General features: G+C 64.8%; 13 protein-coding genes. 5 read left to right on the top strand and 8 right to left on the bottom strand.

Annotation, left to right across the window (positions count from 1 at the left end; genetic code table 11):
- Positions 1–3,020: 3,020 nt before the first annotated feature.
- The 8 genes from BQ8008_RS11310 to rpmH form a co-directional block, all read right to left on the bottom strand.
- Entirely contained in the window at positions 3,021–4,673 is a 1,653-nt protein-coding gene (locus BQ8008_RS11310; protein ID WP_108834075.1) for a ParB/RepB/Spo0J family partition protein, read from the bottom strand.
- Positions 4,673–5,575: a ParA family protein gene (locus BQ8008_RS11305; protein ID WP_108834074.1), complete on the bottom strand. Its 903-nt coding sequence runs from the start codon at positions 5,573–5,575 to the stop codon at positions 4,673–4,675. The genes BQ8008_RS11310 and BQ8008_RS11305 overlap by 1 nt, the downstream gene beginning before the upstream one ends.
- Before the next feature lie 107 nt (positions 5,576–5,682).
- Complete coding sequence (gene rsmG / locus BQ8008_RS11300) at positions 5,683–6,327, bottom strand: 16S rRNA (guanine(527)-N(7))-methyltransferase RsmG (protein WP_108834073.1); 645 nt, start codon at positions 6,325–6,327, stop codon at positions 5,683–5,685.
- A 2-nt stretch (positions 6,328–6,329) separates the two neighbouring features.
- A complete protein-coding gene (locus tag BQ8008_RS11295; RefSeq protein WP_108834072.1) occupies positions 6,330–6,980 on the bottom strand; it encodes a Jag family protein in 651 nt (216 codons plus the stop codon).
- Positions 6,981–7,034: 54 nt separating this feature from the next.
- Positions 7,035–8,231, bottom strand: a complete 1,197-nt coding sequence (gene yidC / locus BQ8008_RS11290; protein WP_108834071.1) for a membrane protein insertase YidC — start codon at positions 8,229–8,231, stop codon at positions 7,035–7,037.
- Positions 8,232–8,325: 94 nt separating this feature from the next.
- On the bottom strand, positions 8,326–8,610 hold the full coding sequence (gene yidD, locus BQ8008_RS11285) for a membrane protein insertion efficiency factor YidD (RefSeq protein WP_108834070.1): 285 nt from the start codon (positions 8,608–8,610) through the stop codon (positions 8,326–8,328).
- A gap of 27 nt (positions 8,611–8,637) precedes the next feature.
- Positions 8,638–9,006 (bottom strand): ribonuclease P protein component, encoded by a 369-nt coding sequence (rnpA, locus tag BQ8008_RS11280; protein ID WP_108834069.1) that lies wholly within the window; start codon positions 9,004–9,006, stop codon positions 8,638–8,640.
- Position 9,007: 1 nt separating this feature from the next.
- Positions 9,008–9,145 carry a 50S ribosomal protein L34 gene (gene rpmH, locus BQ8008_RS11275; protein WP_026426261.1) on the bottom strand — a complete coding sequence of 46 codons (138 nt, stop codon included), beginning with the start codon at positions 9,143–9,145 and terminating at the stop codon, positions 9,008–9,010.
- Positions 9,146–9,722: 577 nt separating this feature from the next.
- Between rpmH and dnaA the strand changes: the two genes are divergently transcribed.
- The 5 genes from dnaA (at position 9,723) to gyrB (ending at position 17,282) form a co-directional block, all read left to right on the top strand.
- Positions 9,723–11,327: a chromosomal replication initiator protein DnaA gene (gene dnaA / locus BQ8008_RS11270; protein ID WP_108834068.1), complete on the top strand. Its 1,605-nt coding sequence runs from the start codon at positions 9,723–9,725 to the stop codon at positions 11,325–11,327.
- Positions 11,328–11,848: 521 nt separating this feature from the next.
- Entirely contained in the window at positions 11,849–12,979 is a 1,131-nt protein-coding gene (gene dnaN, locus BQ8008_RS11265) for a DNA polymerase III subunit beta (RefSeq protein WP_108834067.1), read from the top strand.
- Between the two features lie 13 nt (positions 12,980–12,992).
- A complete protein-coding gene (recF, locus tag BQ8008_RS11260; protein ID WP_108834066.1) occupies positions 12,993–14,210 on the top strand; it encodes a DNA replication/repair protein RecF in 1,218 nt (405 codons plus the stop codon).
- Positions 14,203–14,928, top strand: a complete 726-nt coding sequence (locus tag BQ8008_RS13485) for a DUF721 domain-containing protein (RefSeq protein WP_199907987.1) — start codon at positions 14,203–14,205, stop codon at positions 14,926–14,928. Before recF ends, BQ8008_RS13485 begins: the two co-directional genes overlap by 8 nt.
- A gap of 326 nt (positions 14,929–15,254) precedes the next feature.
- Positions 15,255–17,282: a DNA topoisomerase (ATP-hydrolyzing) subunit B gene (gyrB, locus tag BQ8008_RS11250; RefSeq protein ID WP_108834065.1), complete on the top strand. Its 2,028-nt coding sequence runs from the start codon at positions 15,255–15,257 to the stop codon at positions 17,280–17,282.
- Positions 17,283–17,318: the final 36 nt, after the last annotated feature.

Genomic DNA, 17,318 nt, shown 5'->3' with positions numbered 1-17,318 from the left:
TCCACTGCGCCCCGACGTCGCCCTTCACGCCACGATGCAAGGAGGACTCCTAACTCGTCGATCGTCGAGCGAATTTCAACAGGCCATCAGATCCCGAGGCAGCCTTCTCATGCGGAGTAGGGGCTACCTTTCTCAGGTCTCAACCGACTGTCCCATGGGGAGAGCACGGAGCAGACCGATCGACTTCCTGACCAGGGTTCTGCGGCAGCATCACTCCAAGAGGGTCTGTCTTAGAATGCAGCACCAATCAGTAGCACACGACTCGTCGCTTCAGTCGACCTTTCCTGCTGTTTCACGTGAAACCAGGACTCAGTCCACACACCATTTGACTCCATCCAGCCGTTCAGCTGTCGCCCCTCCTCCGAGTAGGCCGAATACAGCACCGACCTTTTGGCTCCTTGGCGACGCCGTGCTCCAAGCTCGCCGGCCATAGCAACCATTGGCCTCGTCCGTTACTCCGTTACGCGGAACCCTCGATGATGATCGAGTTGCCCGGTCTACGAGGGTCTCAAGCCTCATCAGCGAGTCGGATGACAATGACGGGCACCTACGCTTCGTCTCTCAGCGACCAAAGGACTCGTCGTCCGCATCACCTTCCTTCGACGAGCATGATCCTCGTCCTATGCTTCCGTTGCACTCCATCTCTGGGATCTATCGCCGCCATCGCAGGACCAGTGCGTACCCGGTTCTCTTATGATCCTAGTAGTCCGGTAGGAGACTAGGTTCGGCACCTCAACCATCGTTTGCTACTCAGTGTCCCGTCTCTGTTTCACGTGAAACCAAATCGAGCCTTGGCTGCATGAACTCTCCTCCGAACCGTACCCCCTGTCACGAACAGCAGATCGACCGCAGGCGTCACACAAGGACCGGCGTTTCACGTGAAACCTGATATCTACTCCAGCTCCGGCTAGATTGAAAGCCTCGTTACCTCCTTGACGTGAGCGAACCTGCATGGCGGCCTACAGCATGTGCCGCCACGACGACCTAGGGCACGTCGCCGAAACTATCGCTTGAGGTCCGCAACAGTTCTACGCCGTCACTGCAATCCGATATACGTTCCCCTTCTCGAGGCATCGATAGTTTCACGTGAAACGAGAGCCGTATCGTCGCATCGAGGAGAGCTCCCTGCCCTTCTTGCAATGGCGGTAGGCGATTCACCTGATCCGCTCCAGCTGGCCCACTGCTCGCCGTGCCGCGACTCAAGTTCGGCAGGACCTGCCCTTCACTCCCATCCCCGGATACTTGCACGCCTCGTTCGTCAGCGTCATGGTGCACGCCCCCCTCATGTCGACGATCCCCGCGGGGCTCCATGAACATCCTTCTCCCTCTCAGCAGGTCCGCGACCGGGGATATGGACGACGGCGTTCTGCGTGGCGGAATCCGGTTCCCCCTTCACGCTCTTGAAGCGCCTCCTCCCTCCGCATCGTCAGCCTCCGAGGCAATCGGCTAAGGGAAGAGGACACCGTCGTCACACCCCCGCATCAATTCTGATTCTCCTCATTGCGTGGCAGTGCTCGTTTCACGTGAAACCAGCCTCTTCAAGGCTCAGGCGGACAGCAACTCCCGCTCCTTTCAAAGAGCCACGGCAGCACGTCACCCTCGGAAGCTGTTGTCCCTACCGAAAGTAGACACGTGCTACAACGATCATCAGTCAACCCGTCCGGATTGTCTATGTTCCTCATGTCTGCGCATGATGTCGTGCATACCGAGCACCTCGAGCTTTTTAGGGGCTAGGTCCCAGACGTCTCCCTAATGCAGGGCAGCGCATGGCAACCGACAGAAAGGGAGGGGCGACCGCTTGCTCCAGCTGATTCTCTTACCTCACACGATTCAGGCTGAGACAACACGAAGACGAACAGCGATGTTTCCAGCCCGAACAGCGCACCGCCACTCGTAAGCTCGTTTCACGTGAAACCTGGTTTCACGTGAAACGAGAGCCCAACCAGCACTGATCGTGAGCATGCACCCGTTCACTCCGAAGCCCTTCGGTCTGACCGCTGCAACAGGCTCCTGTCGGATCGTTGTGCCGAGTTGTGACGGGTGAAGGAGCACGTCACGGTGCCAACGAACATCGATTCGTTGCATCGAGCAAATTCCTTGAGGATCGTATGCGGGATGTGCGATGCCCATCGGTCCTCCTCCGACTACTACCAACCAACGCCGGAATACGCATTCGCGTCGGGGAAGCGAATGCGGTGGGATCGAACGTCACTCTGCTCTCAGTCGTGCTACCTGAGAGCAGAGTGCGTGGATGTCTCGACGCGACGCACTCAGTTTCACGTGAAACTGTCTTCGGACGGAGGCAGCAGCGTCGTACCGCACTTTCTGTCACATGCATTAGCTGGGTACCCCCTCCACATCGATCCGCCCGCTGTCAAGGCAGAAGCGTTTCACGTGGAACCAAGCAACCCCGATGAAGCGGTTCAGACAGAGGTGTACTCAGGACTGGATCCTTCCCGTTTCGGTGAGCAGGCTCTCGTGTCACCGCAAGCTGAAGACAACGCCTCTACTGCATTCAGCGAAAGGAACCGTCACCCGACCGACGGGAGTGGAGCAAGCCTTCCTCTCTATCAAGGGACTAACTGGTTCTCCCCTCCAGCACACCATTCACCAACCAGTGGTTCGACGATCCCGGATAGTCTCGCGTTCCAGCGCAACTGCCGGATCGTCATCTCGGGACTCCTCGACGGCAACACAACGATGCCAGCGGCTACATGAAACAGGTAGTGCTGTTCTCCGCGGAGAGGTCGGTACGAACGACCACAGCAAGACGGTTTCTTCACAGACAAGCATCCCCGCAGCGGTGTCAGTCATCGCTCCACGGCGCTCGTGATTTCACGTGGAACAATGCCTGAAGCAGCCAAACGCGATCCTCGCACACTCCACTTCGATCCAACGCAGCAACGCAAACGGCACCGTTTCACGTGAAACATGGTTCCTTTACCCTTTCAGGACGAGAAGTGGGGGCCGAGACAGTTTCTGTCTCGGCCCCCAGGTGTTGTTCTCACGTTCGACGTCGGCTACTCCTCGTCGAGCGACGTCCCCGGCGCCAGCGCCCCGACGATGCGGGCGAGGTCCTCGTCCCCGGCGAATTCGATCGTAATGCGACCCTTCTTCGCCCCCCGTGTCACCTTGACGCGAGTATCGAAAGCATCGGAGAGCCGCGTCGAAAGAGCCGGGAGAGGGGTGCTGCGGGCCCGCAGTACCCGAGGCTGATCCGATCCAGGTTCCGACTCCTCATGAAGAGCAACGAGCTCCTCCGTCGCGCGAACGGACAGCCCTTCAGCCACTACTCGTTGCGCGAGCCGTTCCATCTCCGCGGCATTCGGAAGTCCCAGCAGGGCACGTGCGTGGCCGGCCGAGATGACATTTGCGGCGAGCCTGCGCTGGACCAGCGGCGGAAGCTTCATGAGGCGCAGCGTGTTGGAGATCTGTGAGCGCGAGCGGGCAATCCTCTCGGACAGCTCCGCATGAGTGCACTGGAAGTCCTCCAGCAGCTGTTGGTAGGCCGCGGCCTCTTCCAGCGGGTTGAGCTGAACCCGGTGCAGGTTCTCCAGCAGTGCGTCGCGCAGCAGGTCAACGTCATCGGTGTCCCGGACCACTGCCGGAATGGTCTCCAGGCCGGCCTCCTTGGAGGCACGCAAACGACGCTCACCCATGATGAGCTCATAACGCGGCTCCTCTCCCGGAGAGGTAGGTACCTGCCGCACCACGATGGGCTGCAGCAGCCCCACCTCTGCGATCGAGGCCGCCAGCTCAGAAATATCCTCCTCATCGAACACCTGACGGGGCTGGCGAGGATTCGGGTGGATCAGTCCTACCGGAATCTCAGCGAAGTGCGCACCGGGAACGGGAACCAGATCGGGCCCATCGCTCCCCTCAGTGGCGCCCTCGTCGTCAGTGCCGCCAGGAGATTCGACATGACCCTCCGGTTCATTCGATGCGTCGGAAGACTGCGCAGTCTGGGAATGCGAGGGTTCAGCCTCCGCACTCACCGAGTGCTCCTCCTCTGTTTCACGTGAAACAGCGGACTCTTCGGGCTTCTCACCCTCTTCCGAAGAAACAGAATCAGCGACGGCATTGTCGACCCCGGTCGCACCATCGTGCGTCGATTCATCAACTGCGGCAGGTACCTCAACAGCCTCCGGTCGCGATGACTGCTCCTCTACCTTGCCTGCGGCATCCGACTCGACGGAGGTCGTCGCCGACGTCGTCTCTGCCGATCTCTTCGCAGGACGCTTCGGAGCCGTCTTACCACCGGCCGACTGGGCGTGCTTCTTCGAGGTGGTTGCCGACACCGCACGCCGAGTCTTCTTCTTCGCGTCATCCGTCGAGTCAGCCGAATCCACCGTGGTTTCACGTGAAACGGAAGTCGTCTGCTTATTCTTCGCCGGCGTTCTGGAGGACGATGTCGAACGGCTCTTGGAAGCCCGTTTCCGTTGGGACGGAGCCAGGAGAGTAGCGGTCAGGTCGCGAGTACTCCGTGCCTCCGCCGCTGGTTCAGTCTCCGGAGCGTGATCGGCATGTGGTGCGGCGCCTTCATCCTGTGTTCCAGCTTCCCGTGAGTCGGGAAAGAACACGTCGGAGGGACGAGACGCGGATACCTTCTCCTTCTGAGCGTCTGGGATCAGCGCCTCCAGACCCCGACCAAGTCCGCGCCGTTTCTGAGCCATTAGGCTTCCTCGCCTTCATTTCTGGGAGCGCCCCGCAGAGCGACCTCACGAGCCATTTTCTTATACGCAATTGCGCCGGTGGACCGGGGATCCCAGAACACCACGGGAGCGCCGAAGGAGGGAGCTTCGGCAACACGGATCGAACGCGGCACCTTGGTGTCCAGCGTTGCATCAGGGAAATAGGAACGAACCTCGGACTCCACCTCACGAGCCAGGGTGGTGCGTCCGTCAAACATGGTGAGCACAATCATCGAGACACCCAGTCCGGGATTGTGGATACGCGCGATCCTGTCGATGGAGCGTGTCAGCAGAGCCAGCCCCTCGAGTGCGTAGTACTCGGCCTGCATTGGGATGAGGACCTCGTCGGCGGCGACGAAGGCATTGATCGTCATGATGCCGAGGCTCGGCGGGCAGTCAATGATGACGTAATCGAGAGATTCCTGTTCATCGGTTTCACGTGAAACCAGGTAGTCCACCAACGCACGGCGCAGACGCGACTCTCGCTCGGCAGTGGAAATGAGCTCGATCTCCACAGCGGCAACATCGATTGTTGCCGGTACGCACCACAGGGTCTCGCAGAAACGGGTCTTGGACACCACATCCTTGATAGGAGTTCCGTCGACCAGAACGTCGTAGATGGAGGCGTTGTCGTCGTCGTGCTCCACCCCCAGAGCTGTCGAGGCGTTGCCCTGCGAATCGGCATCGATGAGAAGTACGTGCAATCCGCCTTCAGCCAAGGCCGCGGCAAGATTGACTGCGGTCGACGTCTTGCCGACGCCGCCTTTCTGGTTAGCGACCGCGATAACGCGAGTCCGCTCGGGATGTGGGAACTCTCCACCCGCTACCTCGTCTAGAGCGAGGTGCTCGGCCTGGAGCTGATCGAAGATAGACGATCCGGACAAACCTGCTTCTCCTCGGACGACGACCCATCTGCCCGAGCCAGTCGGGCAGTTACGAGTCTACGCGAGCACGTCGATCCTTACGCGTTACACCGAACGCGCGCCGTATCTCACCGGTTCTTCGGGCGGCGAATCTCAACCACGGAAGTGGTTTCATCGCCGGGAGTAACTACCTCATGAACCACAGCGACTGATAATTTTGCCTTTTTAATCACGTACTTGGCGTCATCGACCTCGTCCTGCGCCCGCATCCCCTTGAGCGCGAGGAGTGCGCCCCCCGGCCGCAGCAGCGGCGCTGTCAGCCGCACGAGCTTGGACAGGTTCGCCACTGCGCGAGCCGTGACCACGTCAAAGCGGTCCTTGATCTCCTCGGCCCGGGCCCGCCGGATGGTCACGTTGTCCAGGTCCAGCTCTTCGACAACGTCGGACAGCCACTGGGTCCGGCGCTCCATCGTCTCAATGAGCGTCACGTCGAGGTCGGGTCGCAGCAACGCGACCACGATGCCGGGAAAACCAGCCCCGGAGCCGACATCGGCCACGGTTCCGCGAGCCGGTAGGAAGGGGACGACGGCGGCCGAGTTGACGATGTGCCGGCTCCACAGGCGGGGAAGCTCACGCGGCCCCACGAGGCCGCGCAGCTCACCCTCCTCAGCGAGCATCTGCGCGAAGTGCTCCGCCGCGGCGAAGGAGACCCCGAAGATCTCCCGCATCTCCGGCGTCGGCTGCTCCACCTGGGCCCGCTGCTCGTCACTCATGCTTAAGACCGCTCCACGACCAGCTCGTCGCCGACCTGCTGCTCGGTCTGGTCGTCAGCGGACTCGGCATCGACGTCGACGCCGGCCTGATCGACGTCGTCGACGTCATCCACCTCGTCGGCCGGCAGAACCACCACGTAACGGCACGGCTCAGCGCCCTCGGACTCGGAGACCAGGCCGGCTGAGGCGACGACGTCGTGACAGACCTTACGCTCGAAGGGATTCATGGGCTCAAGACTGACGGACTCTCCGGAGGTGAGCACCTTGGTAACCGCCTCCTGGGCGACCTTGGCGAGCTCGGTCCGGCGGGCGGCGCGGTAGCCGTTGATGTCGAGCATGAGTCGGGAACGGTTGCCGGTGCGCGCCTGGACGGCGAGGCGGGTCAGTTCCTGCACCGCCTCAAGGACCTCGCCGTCGCGCCCCACGAGATCGGCGAGCTCACGCTCGTCGCCCTCCTCGGAGGCGACCACGGCGATCGAGGCGCGCCCGTGGTCGATGTCGATGTCGATGTCGCCGCCCAGGTCGGCGATGTCGAGGAGCTCCTCGAGGTAGTCGGCACCGACCTCGCCCTCCTCCTCGAGGCGCGAGACGGTGCTGCTCACAGGGCGACCCGCGAGGTGGTGGGAGGAGTCGTTGCTGTGCTGCTCACTCATGATGTCATCCGTATCTATCGGTGGGAACCGGGTTGTGTCACCGCTGAGCGACTCTCAGCGATTGCGCTTCTTCTTGGCCTGGGCCTTGCGACGAGCCGCCGCCTCACGACGCTGGCGGGCTCGACGCTCGTAACGGCGTCGGGCGATCTCCTCGTCGGTGAGACCGCCACTCTTGGAGGATGGCGATGCCGAGTCCTCGGAGTCGCCCAGGTCCTCATTCATGTCCTGGTCGGTGGTGGACTCGCCGACGGCGTCCGTACGAGTCTCGCTCTGGACACCGGACTTCTTCTGTCGGTTCTTGCGCACCGGCTGGACCCGCTGGCCACCTGTACGCCCCTCGGCCTCGGCCTTCGCGACCGCCTCGGCCCGCTCCTCCTCCTCCAGCGAGGGCAGGCCCTTACGGGCCCGCTTGGCGTTGACCCGGGCGCGGTACTTCTTCTCGGCCTCGCTGCCGGGTGCCGGCATATTACGAATGGTGAAGAACTGCTGCCCCATGGTCCACACGTTGGAGACCACCCAGTAGACGAGCACACCGATCTGGAAGTTGACGCCGGAGACGGCGAAAATCACCGGCATCACGTACATCATCATCCGCTGGGACCGGATCATGGGGTTGTCGGAGTTCATGGACTCCGCCGACATGTTCTTCATCGTCAGCTGCGCCATGGTGTACCACTGCGTGACCGACATGATGATGATCATGGCGACCGTGACGATCTTGACCTGCGTGTTGTCCCCACTGTCCATGAAGGAGGAGGACAGGCTGGCGCCGAGGACGCTGGAGTTCTGGACCTGCTCGGCCAGCGCCTGCGTGAGTGGACCGATCGAAGGGCGTCCGTACTTGCCGTCGGCGACGGCGCCCAGTGAGGCCAGCACGCGGAAGAGGGCGAAGAAGATGGGCATCTGCACCAGGATCGGCAGGCAGGAGGCCATGGGGTTGGTCCCGTGCTTGCGGTAGAGCGCCATCATCTCTTCGTTCATGCGCTGGCGCGACTCGGGATCCTTCTTACCCTTGTACTTGGCCTGGAGCGCCTGCATCTCCGGCTGGAGGAGCTGCATCCCGCGCGAGGCCCGGATCTGCTTGACGAACAGCGGCATGATGAGCAGCCGCACCACGATCGTCAGACCGATGATGGACAGCACCCAGGCAATACCCGGCCCATCGGGGAACCCGATGAGGACCAGGCCCTTGTGGATCGTGACCATGACCCAGGCCACGGCCACCTTGAGGGGCCATAGCAACGTGTCCATCCGTACTCCTTGTATGAGGATCTCGTAAGAGAGCAGTATCAGTGCAAGATCAGGGTCCGAGTGGGCGCTTGGCCAGCTGATCCGCTGGGACCGATCAGGGTTCTTCGACTGTGAACCGGGGAATATCGCGGGGATGGTGGTAGCGCCAGCGTCCCTTGTCCGGAACATGGTCGACTCCACCGGGAGTCAGCGGATTGCATCGCAGCAGGCGCCACACGCTCAGCAGCGTGCCCTTGACCGGGCCATGCACCTCCAGCGCCGTGACGGCGTAGGTCGAGCAAGTGGGGTAGTAACGGCACGTCGCCGGCAGAGCCGGAGAGATGTAGCGCTGATAGAGATGCACTGGAGCCAGAAGGACCCGTGTGAACCATCCACTCATCGCTCGCTCATCACCGTTCCGCACGTCTCACCGCTGCCGCCCTTGGGCCTGGCGCTCACGGCACCGGCTCAGAAGCCGATCGAGGTCCCTTCCCAGGATGCTGCTGTCAGCGCCGTCAGCACCGGCGAGTCCACGTACGACGACGCGGGCGCCCGGCTCAAGCGCACCGACCCGCTGAGCCATGAGGGCTCTCACGCGGCGCTTGACACGGTTGCGGCGGGTGGCCAGCGGGATCTGCTTCTTGGGCACGACGACGCCGACGAGAGCCGGGGACTCATCCCCTCTCCCGCCGGCGCGGTAGTGCACGACCAGCCTGCGGTTCCCGCAACGCGTACCCCGACGAATCGCGGTAGTGAAGTCCTCACCCCGCGCTAACCGGTGCGCCGCGCTGAGCACCTCAGGCAGCGAGGCGAGCGCGACCCTTGCGGCGTCGCGAAGCGAGGACAGCGCGACCTGCACGGGTGGACATGCGCTTACGGAAGCCGTGCACCTTGGCACGACGACGGTTGTTCGGCTGGTAGGTCCGCTTGCTCACGGGCGTAACTCCTGCTTGAGGTGATCGGAACAGTGCATCGCGAGGCTCGCGGCACTGTCGCTCGCACGGCTGCCCCCTGGATCGGGACGTGACTCCGCGCGAACGTCTGCAACAGCCTACGTTTGGCCCTCTTGCCGGTCAAACGGATGCGGCCGACTGTGACCGATGACGTCGTCCACACCATGTCCACAGGCAAGGCCTCTTCGTGTCCACCGCTGTGGGAAGCAGTCCGTCCACAATCCTGCGGATATGTGGATAACTCACTGATCTGTGTGCATCTTCTCAATAGCTCGGAAAATCACTACACATCTGTCATTCCGCGGGCTGGTGCCGCACGATCGGACGACAAGAACCCTAGTAGTACCAGAGTTTATTCTGAAGATTACCTGTGAGTCATGGCTCGCTGTGTCCCCAGGTGTGGACAAGTCTGTGGAGAAACAGCATGATGGAACGCCCGGTCGAGACAGTCCGGTTCGCCAGGCCCACACATCCCTGTCATGATCGACGCAGTGCCCTGGCCGACACCGGTCGGGTTGCGATCACAGGGAATACCAACCATGCCGATCAGGAGTCCGTCGTGCCCGACGCCGCCAACACCAAATGGCTCTCCGCCCTCGAGGTGCTCTCCAGCTCCGGGGAGCTGGGCCAGGGCAAGATGTCGATGATTCGCATGACTCACCTCATCGACGTCGACGGCACCCTCGTCCTCGTCGTCGGGTCGGCCTTCGCCAAGGACATCGTCGAGCAGGCACGCGGTCCCATCAACGCCGCCGTCACCCAGGTCTGGGGACGCCCCATGCCCATCGAGGTCACGGTCGACACCTCCTCGGAGGTCTTGCGAGCACCGATGCCGCCCGTGGCTCCTGAGCCCGTCAACCTGGCCACCGCGCCGCCCTCACCGCCCCGCGCCATTCCCGCAGTCGCCCCCGCCGTGCCCGCCTACAGCGAGCAGCTCAGTGATCCGTCGGCCTACCCGACCTCGGCCCCCTCACCGATGCCCCGCTCCCAGGCCTCCGCCGCCTCGGCCCCCTCGCCCGCCATGCCCACCTTTCCCGGGGCCTACAACCCCGGCACCGCCGGAGCCCAGAGCTCCACCGGACTGCTCACGCCGACCGCGGCCCACGACGTCTCCCAGCTCAACCCGCGCTACACCTTCGACACCTACGTCACCGGCTCGTCCAACAGGTTCGCCCACGCCACAGCCCTGGCCGTCGCCGAAGCCCCGGCCCGCGCCTACAACCCCCTGTTCATCTACGGCGGCTCCGGCCTGGGCAAGACCCATCTCCTGCACGCCATCGGGCACTACTCTCAGACGCTCAACCCGGGAATCCGCGTCAAGTACGTCAACTCCGAGGTCTTCGTCTCCGACTTCATCGCCTGCGTACGCGATGGCAACCAGGACGACGGCCGCATGGAGGGCTTCAAGCGCCGCTACCGCGAGGTCGACATTCTCCTGGTCGATGACATCCAGTTCCTCCAGGGCAAGGAGTCGACCCTTGAGGAGTTCTTCCACACCTTCAACTCCCTGCACTCCTCGGGCAAGCAGGTCGTTCTCACCTCCGACCAGCCTCCCAAGGCTCTGGGCGGGCTCGACGAGCGCCTGCGCTCCCGCTTCGAGTGGGGGCTGCTGGCCGACGTCCAGCCCCCGGACCTGGAGACCCGCATCGCGATCCTCTCCCGCAAGGGCACCGCTGAGGGCCTCGATCTCCCCTTCGATGTCCTGGAGTACATCGCCTCGCGCATCACCACCAACATCCGCGAGCTCGAGGGAGCGCTCATCCGCGTGACGGCCTTCGCCTCGCTCAATAAGCAGCCCGTCGACCAGACCCTGGCGGAGATGGTCCTCAAGGACATCATCTCCGACCCCGAGGGCCAGGAGATCACTACCTCCCTCATCATGGCCCAGACCGCCGACTACTTCGGCATCACCATCGACGACCTGTGCTCGGCCAACCGCTCACGCACCATGGTCTCGGCCCGCCACATCGCCATGTACCTGTGCCGTGAGCTCACCGACCTCTCCCTGCCCAAGATCGGTCGGGAGTTCGGCGGGCGCGACCACACCACCGTCATGAGCGCCGACAAGAAGATCCGCACCCTCATGGCCGAGCGGCGCTCCACCTTCAACCAGGTGACCGAGTTGACCAGCCGCATCAAGCAGGCCGCCCAGTCACCCGCCTGATCCGAGCCCGGCAAGCGCAGCTGTGGACGGTGCTGAGGACGGCAGGTGGAGGAGCAAGCGTGTCGCTGTGGAGGTCGATCACCCTCTCTGTGGAATGACATGGGTGTCATTCACTCTCTCCACCGAGACCCTCGTGCGCTCACCAGAACCACCCACGTGTCGTTCCCCAACGGGACCGGCGTCGTCGCAGTGAAAGATCCTGTTATCCCCAGCATCCACACGTGCTACTACACCTACAAACCAAAGTGACATGAGACCGCGAAGCACGATCGGCCAACGAGGCCGGCCCGGACCCCGAGCACTTGTCATTCGGGGAAGCACATGAAATGAGGATGGGCGATCCCTGGTGACGGGAGCGATTGGTACGGTCTACCGTCTACACTCTCGACCCAGGACTGCGCTCCGAGCGGCGCGGTTCCTGCCGACTACCTGCCGGCGACCTGCTGGCATGCACGCACCTGTATGAGTCAGTTGTGCCGCGAAGCGTTTCTGACCGACCTACCATGACGGAGGCACCTACCGTGAAGCTCAGGGTTGACCGAGACATCCTCGCCGAAGCCGTCACCTGGACTGCACGATCCGTGCCCGCCCGCCCACCGGTGCCGGTCCTGGCCGGAGTGCGTCTGGAGGCCAAGGGCTCCAGCCTGGTCCTGGCCTCCTTCGACTACGAGGTTTCCGCCCACTGCGAGGTGGCCGCCGACGTCGAGGAGGACGGCGTCGTCCTCGTCTCCGGACGGCTCCTGGCCGACATCGCCAAGGCCTTGCCGAACAAGCCCGTCGACCTGGAGGTCGAGGGCAACAAGGTGGCCGTCTCCTGCGGCTCCGCCCGCTTCTCCCTGGCGGCCATGGCGGCCGATGACTACCCGGCGCTTCCGGTCATGCCCGCCGTCGCCGGAACGATCGACGCCCACGACCTGGCCCGTGCTGTGGCGCAGGTCTCCATCGCGGCCTCCCGTGACGACACCCTGCCCCTGCTCACCAGCGTGCAGATAGAGGTCGAGGGCAGCTCCCTGGTGCTGATGGCCACCGACCGCTACCGACTGGCCATGCGGGAGCTGACCTGGTCGCCCGCCAGCACGGATCTGTCCACGACGGCCCTGCTCAAGGCCCGCACCCTGTCCGACGTCGCCAAGTCACTGACCTCCTCGGGCGACGTGACCGTGGCCCTGAGCAGTGAGTCGGCCGCCTCCAGTCTCATCGGATTCGAGGCCGGTGGCAGGCGTACCACCTCCCTGCTCACCGACGGCGACTACCCTCCGGTGCGCCGCCTCTTCCCGGAGTCCACCTCGATCCACGCCACGGTGGGCACCGACGAGCTCATGGCGGCAGTGCGCCGCGTCAGCCTCGTCGCCGACCGCTCCACCCCCATCCACATGTCCTTTACTCAGGGCAACCTGGAGCTCGACGCCGGGCAGGGCGACGACGCCCAGGCCACTGAGCAGCTCGTCGCCCACCTCGAGGGCGACGACATCTCCACCGCCTTCAACCCCGGCTACCTCCTCGATGGCCTGGGCGCGCTCAACCAGCCCTATGTCCGCCTCGACTTCACCCACGCCTCGAAGCCGGCGGTGCTCACGGGAATGGACTCCATCGGCGGCACCGAGGACTCCACCTTCCGCTATCTGCTCATGCCGATCCGCTTCGGAGCCTGAGACTCCACGATGCATGTACGTCTCTGACCTCTCCCTGGACGACTTCCGCTCCTACCGGAACCTGGTCTTGTCCCTGGAGCCCGGCCCCAGCGCCTTCGTCGGCTCCAACGGGCAGGGTAAGACCAACCTGGTTGAGGCGATCGTCTACCTGGCGACGCTCTCCTCCCACCGGATCGGGGCCGACACCGCCCTGGTGCGCCGGGCGACGCCGGACCAGTCCCAGCCGGCCGGCGCCGTCGTCCGCGCCCGGGCCGTCCACGGTGAGAGACCCAGCGTCCTGGAGATCGAGATCATCGCCGGTAAGGCGAACCGGGCCCGTCTCAACCGGGGCAGTTGCCGTCCCCGCGACCTGCTCGGGGTTTTGCGCGCCGTCGTCTTCGCTCCTGAGGACCTCTCCCTGGTGCGCGCCGAGCCCGGGGTGCGTCGAGGGTTCCTCGACGACCTGGTGGTCACTCTGCGCCCGGGCCTGGCCGGGGTGCGCGCCGAGCACGACAAGATCCTCGCTCAGCGTGCCAGCCTCCTGAAGTCAGCGCGCGCTGCCCGCTCGTCGACCGCCTCCATGCTCTCCACCCTGGAGGTCTGGGACGGCCAGCTCGCCGCAGCGGCCGCCCGGCTCATGACCGCCAGGGTCGACGTCGTGCGGCGTCTGCGCCCCTGGGTGGCCTCCGCCTACGAGACCGTCTCGGGAAGTTCCGGGCAGCGTTCCCTCGCTCAGCTCGCCTACCGTTCGAGCCTGCTGATTCACGAGGGGTCCCCGGAGCCCGATCCGCATGACGAGGGGGCCTGGCTCGCCGGTGAGGAGGCGCTCCTCGATGAGGCCGCCGTCGCCACACGTCTGGAGACTGCCATGGGCGAGCTCCACGCCCGAGAGATCGACCGCGGTGCGAATCTCGTCGGGGCGCACCGTGACGACCTCTCCCTGTTCCTCACCGGTATGCCCGCCCGCGGATTCGCCTCCCACGGCGAGCAGTGGTCCCTGGCCCTCGCGCTGCGTCTGGCCTCCTACGACATGCTGCGCACCGACGTCGACGCCTACGGTGGCGATGGAGAGCCGGTCCTCATCCTCGACGATGTCTTCGCCTCCCTCGACGAGCAGCGCCGCCGCGCCCTGGCCCAGATGGTGGCCGGGGCCCAGCAGGTCCTGCTGACCGCCGCCGTCGACGACGATGTCCCCACCGAGCTCGCCGGCACTCGGTACCGTGTGGCCGACGGCGAGGTCACCCGTGGCTGAGCAGCCCCGGCCCACCGGTGACAGCCCCGTCGGTGCGGGCGGCGCCGCGGACGGTGCCCGCGGCGTCGATCCGTTCCCCGACGTCCTGGCGCAACGCCCCCTGACCCGCCAGCGGGCCCGGGCCTGGGAGAAGGGAGACAGCCGGGTCCCGGCTCGTAAGCTGCGAGAGCCGGTCCGCGATGCCCCCGCCGGCGCCGGATCGGAGGAGACAGCGCCCTGGGACCGGCGTCGTGAGCTGGCCCGGGCACTGGGACAGAACCCGGACGACCCGGCCGACCGCGGCCCCGGGCTGGCGCGCGGGCGAGACCGGCCCGGCCCCACCCCCTTCGACCCCCGCACCGGGCAGCGCGAGCTGCGTCGCATGGTGGCCGACAACGGTTGGGCCGGGAAGCTCGCGGTGGCCGGCGTCGTCGCCCGATGGCAGGCCATCGTGGGCGACCAGATCGCCGAGCACTGCACGATCGAGTCCTTCGAGGCCGGTCGCATCACCCTGCGCGCCTCGTCGTCGAGCTGGGCGCAGCAGCTCCGCCTCCTCCAGCCGACCATCGAGGCCAGGATCGTCGAGGCCCTGCGCTCCGGTCCCGGCGGACGCCAGGCCGGAGGCATCAGCACCGGGGATGGTGTGGAGCTACGGATCCTGGGGCCGGCCGGCCCCTCCTGGAAGCGCCGCGGCGTCGGCCTGCGCGGCACCCGCGGCCCGCGCGATACATACGGTTAGCGGTCCCGCGGTATCATCGCCAGCGCCCCGGCCACGGGTCGTCTCCGGTGGAAAGACACGAGCCGGACACGAACCACTGCGAAGTTCAGTGACCTACGCGCAACAGAGGTGACCACGGGCACGCTCCCAGCCGCCCCCTGCACAGCGGGTCAGGAGCCTTTCTACGCTAGAATGCGGTGAAACCGCCCAAGGTGCGCCCAGGACCGTCCTGATGTACCCACCTACGTGTGCGCACGATCCTCCTCAGGATCGTCGTGTGAAGGGCCCGGACGGAGACATCGGACCACCGGGGTCCCGATGCGCACAGATTGAGGAGCAACTGACACGTGTCTGACCAGGACGCCACTGTGAATCATGATTACGGAGCCTCGGACATCACTGTCCTCGAAGGGCTCGAAGCGGTCCGGAAGCGCCCCGGCATGTACATCGGCTCAACCGGTGAGCGCGGGCTGCACCACCTCGTCTACGAGGTTGTCGACAACTCCGTCGACGAGGCCCTGGCCGGCTACTGCGACCACATCGAGATCACCATCCTGGCCGACGGCGGCGTGCGCGTCAGCGACAACGGCCGCGGCATCCCGGTCGACGAGCACCCCACCGAGCACAGGCCCACCGTCGAGGTCGTCATGACGATCCTGCACGCCGGAGGCAAGTTCGGAGGCGGCGGCTACGCGGTCTCCGGTGGTCTGCACGGTGTGGGCATCTCCGTGGTCAACGCCCTGTCCACCCGGGTGGACACCGAGGTCCGCCGGCAGGGATTCGTGTGGCGCATGTCGTTCGCTGACGGCGGCCGTCCCATCACCGAGCTCGTCAAGGGCGAGGCCACCGAGTCCACCGGCACCACCCAGACCTTCTACCCGGACCCGAGCATCTTCGAGACGGTCGACTTCGACTACGAGACGCTGCGCCGTCGGTTCCAGCAGATGGCCTTCCTCAACAAGGGCCTGCGCATCACTCTGACTGACGAGCGCGTCGGCGTTCAGGACGCCGGTGACGAGATCACCGGTGACGACTCCGCTCCCGATGCCCCCGAGGTCGGTTTCCGCACCGACTCCTACTGCTACGAGCACGGCCTGAGCGACTACGTCGCCTTCCTCAACAAGTCCAAGAAGGCCGAGCTCATCCACCCCGAGATCATCGACGTCGAGGCCGAGCAGACTCTGGGCGAGACCCACTCCATCAGCCTTGAGATCGCGATGCAGTGGACCAGTTCCTACTCCGAGTCGGTCCACACCTACGCCAACACGATCAACACCACCGAGGGCGGCACCCACGAGGAGGGCTTCCGCACGGCGCTGACCACGCTGGTCAACAAGTACGCCCGGGACAAGGGCCTGCTCAAGGAGCGCGACGACAACCTCACCGGTGACGACATCCGTGAGGGCCTGACGGCCGTCATCTCGGTCAAGCTCTCCGAGCCGCAGTTCGAGGGTCAGACCAAGACCAAGCTCGGCAACACCGAGGCCCGCACCTTCGTCCAGCAGACCGTCTACGGGCAGCTCGGTGACTGGCTGGACTCCCACCCGGGCGACGCCCGCGCCATCATCACCAAGGCATCCCAGGCCGCCGCCGCGCGCCTGGCCGCCCGCAAGGCCCGCGAGGCCACCCGCCGCAAGGGCGTCCTGGAGTCCGCCTCCATGCCCGGTAAGCTGCGGGACTGCTCCTCGAAGAATGCCGCGGACTCAGAGATCTTCATCGTCGAGGGCGACTCGGCCGGTGGCTCCGCCGTCGGTGGCCGCGACCCCGAGCACCAGGCGATCATGCCGATCCGAGGCAAGATCCTCAACGTGGAGAAGGCGCGCCTGGACCGGGCCCTGTCCTCCGACACGATCCGCAGCCTCATCACCGCCTTCGGTACCGGCATCGGTGAGGACTTCGACATCACCAAGCTGCGCTACGGCAAGATCGTCATCATGGCCGATGCCGACGTCGACGGCCAGCACATCGCCACCCTGCTGCTGACCCTCCTGTTCCGTTACATGCGTCCTCTCATCGAGCACGGCCACACCTACATCGCCATGCCGCCGCTGTACCGGCTCAAGTGGTCCAACGCCGAGCACGAGTTCGCCTACTCCGACGCCGAGCGCGACAAGCTGCTGGCCGCCGGTCAAGCCAAAGGCCTCCGCCTGCCCAAGGATGGCGGGATCCAGCGCTACAAGGGTCTGGGCGAGATGAACGATCACGAGCTGTGGGAGACCACCATGGACCCCACGACCCGCATCCTCAAGCAGGTCACGCTCGACGAGGCGGCCGACGCCGATGAGACCTTCGCGATCCTCATGGGCGACGACGTCGAGCAGCGGCGCTCCTTCATCCAGCGCAACGCCTCCGACGTCCGCTTCCTGGACATCTGAGGGTCAATGTCCGGCACTGACCGGCACTGAGCGACC

Source organism: Actinomyces sp. Marseille-P3109, assembly GCF_900323545.1.
Lineage (GTDB): Bacteria > Actinomycetota > Actinomycetes > Actinomycetales > Actinomycetaceae > Actinomyces.
This window is presented reverse-complemented; position numbering and strand designations above follow the sequence as displayed.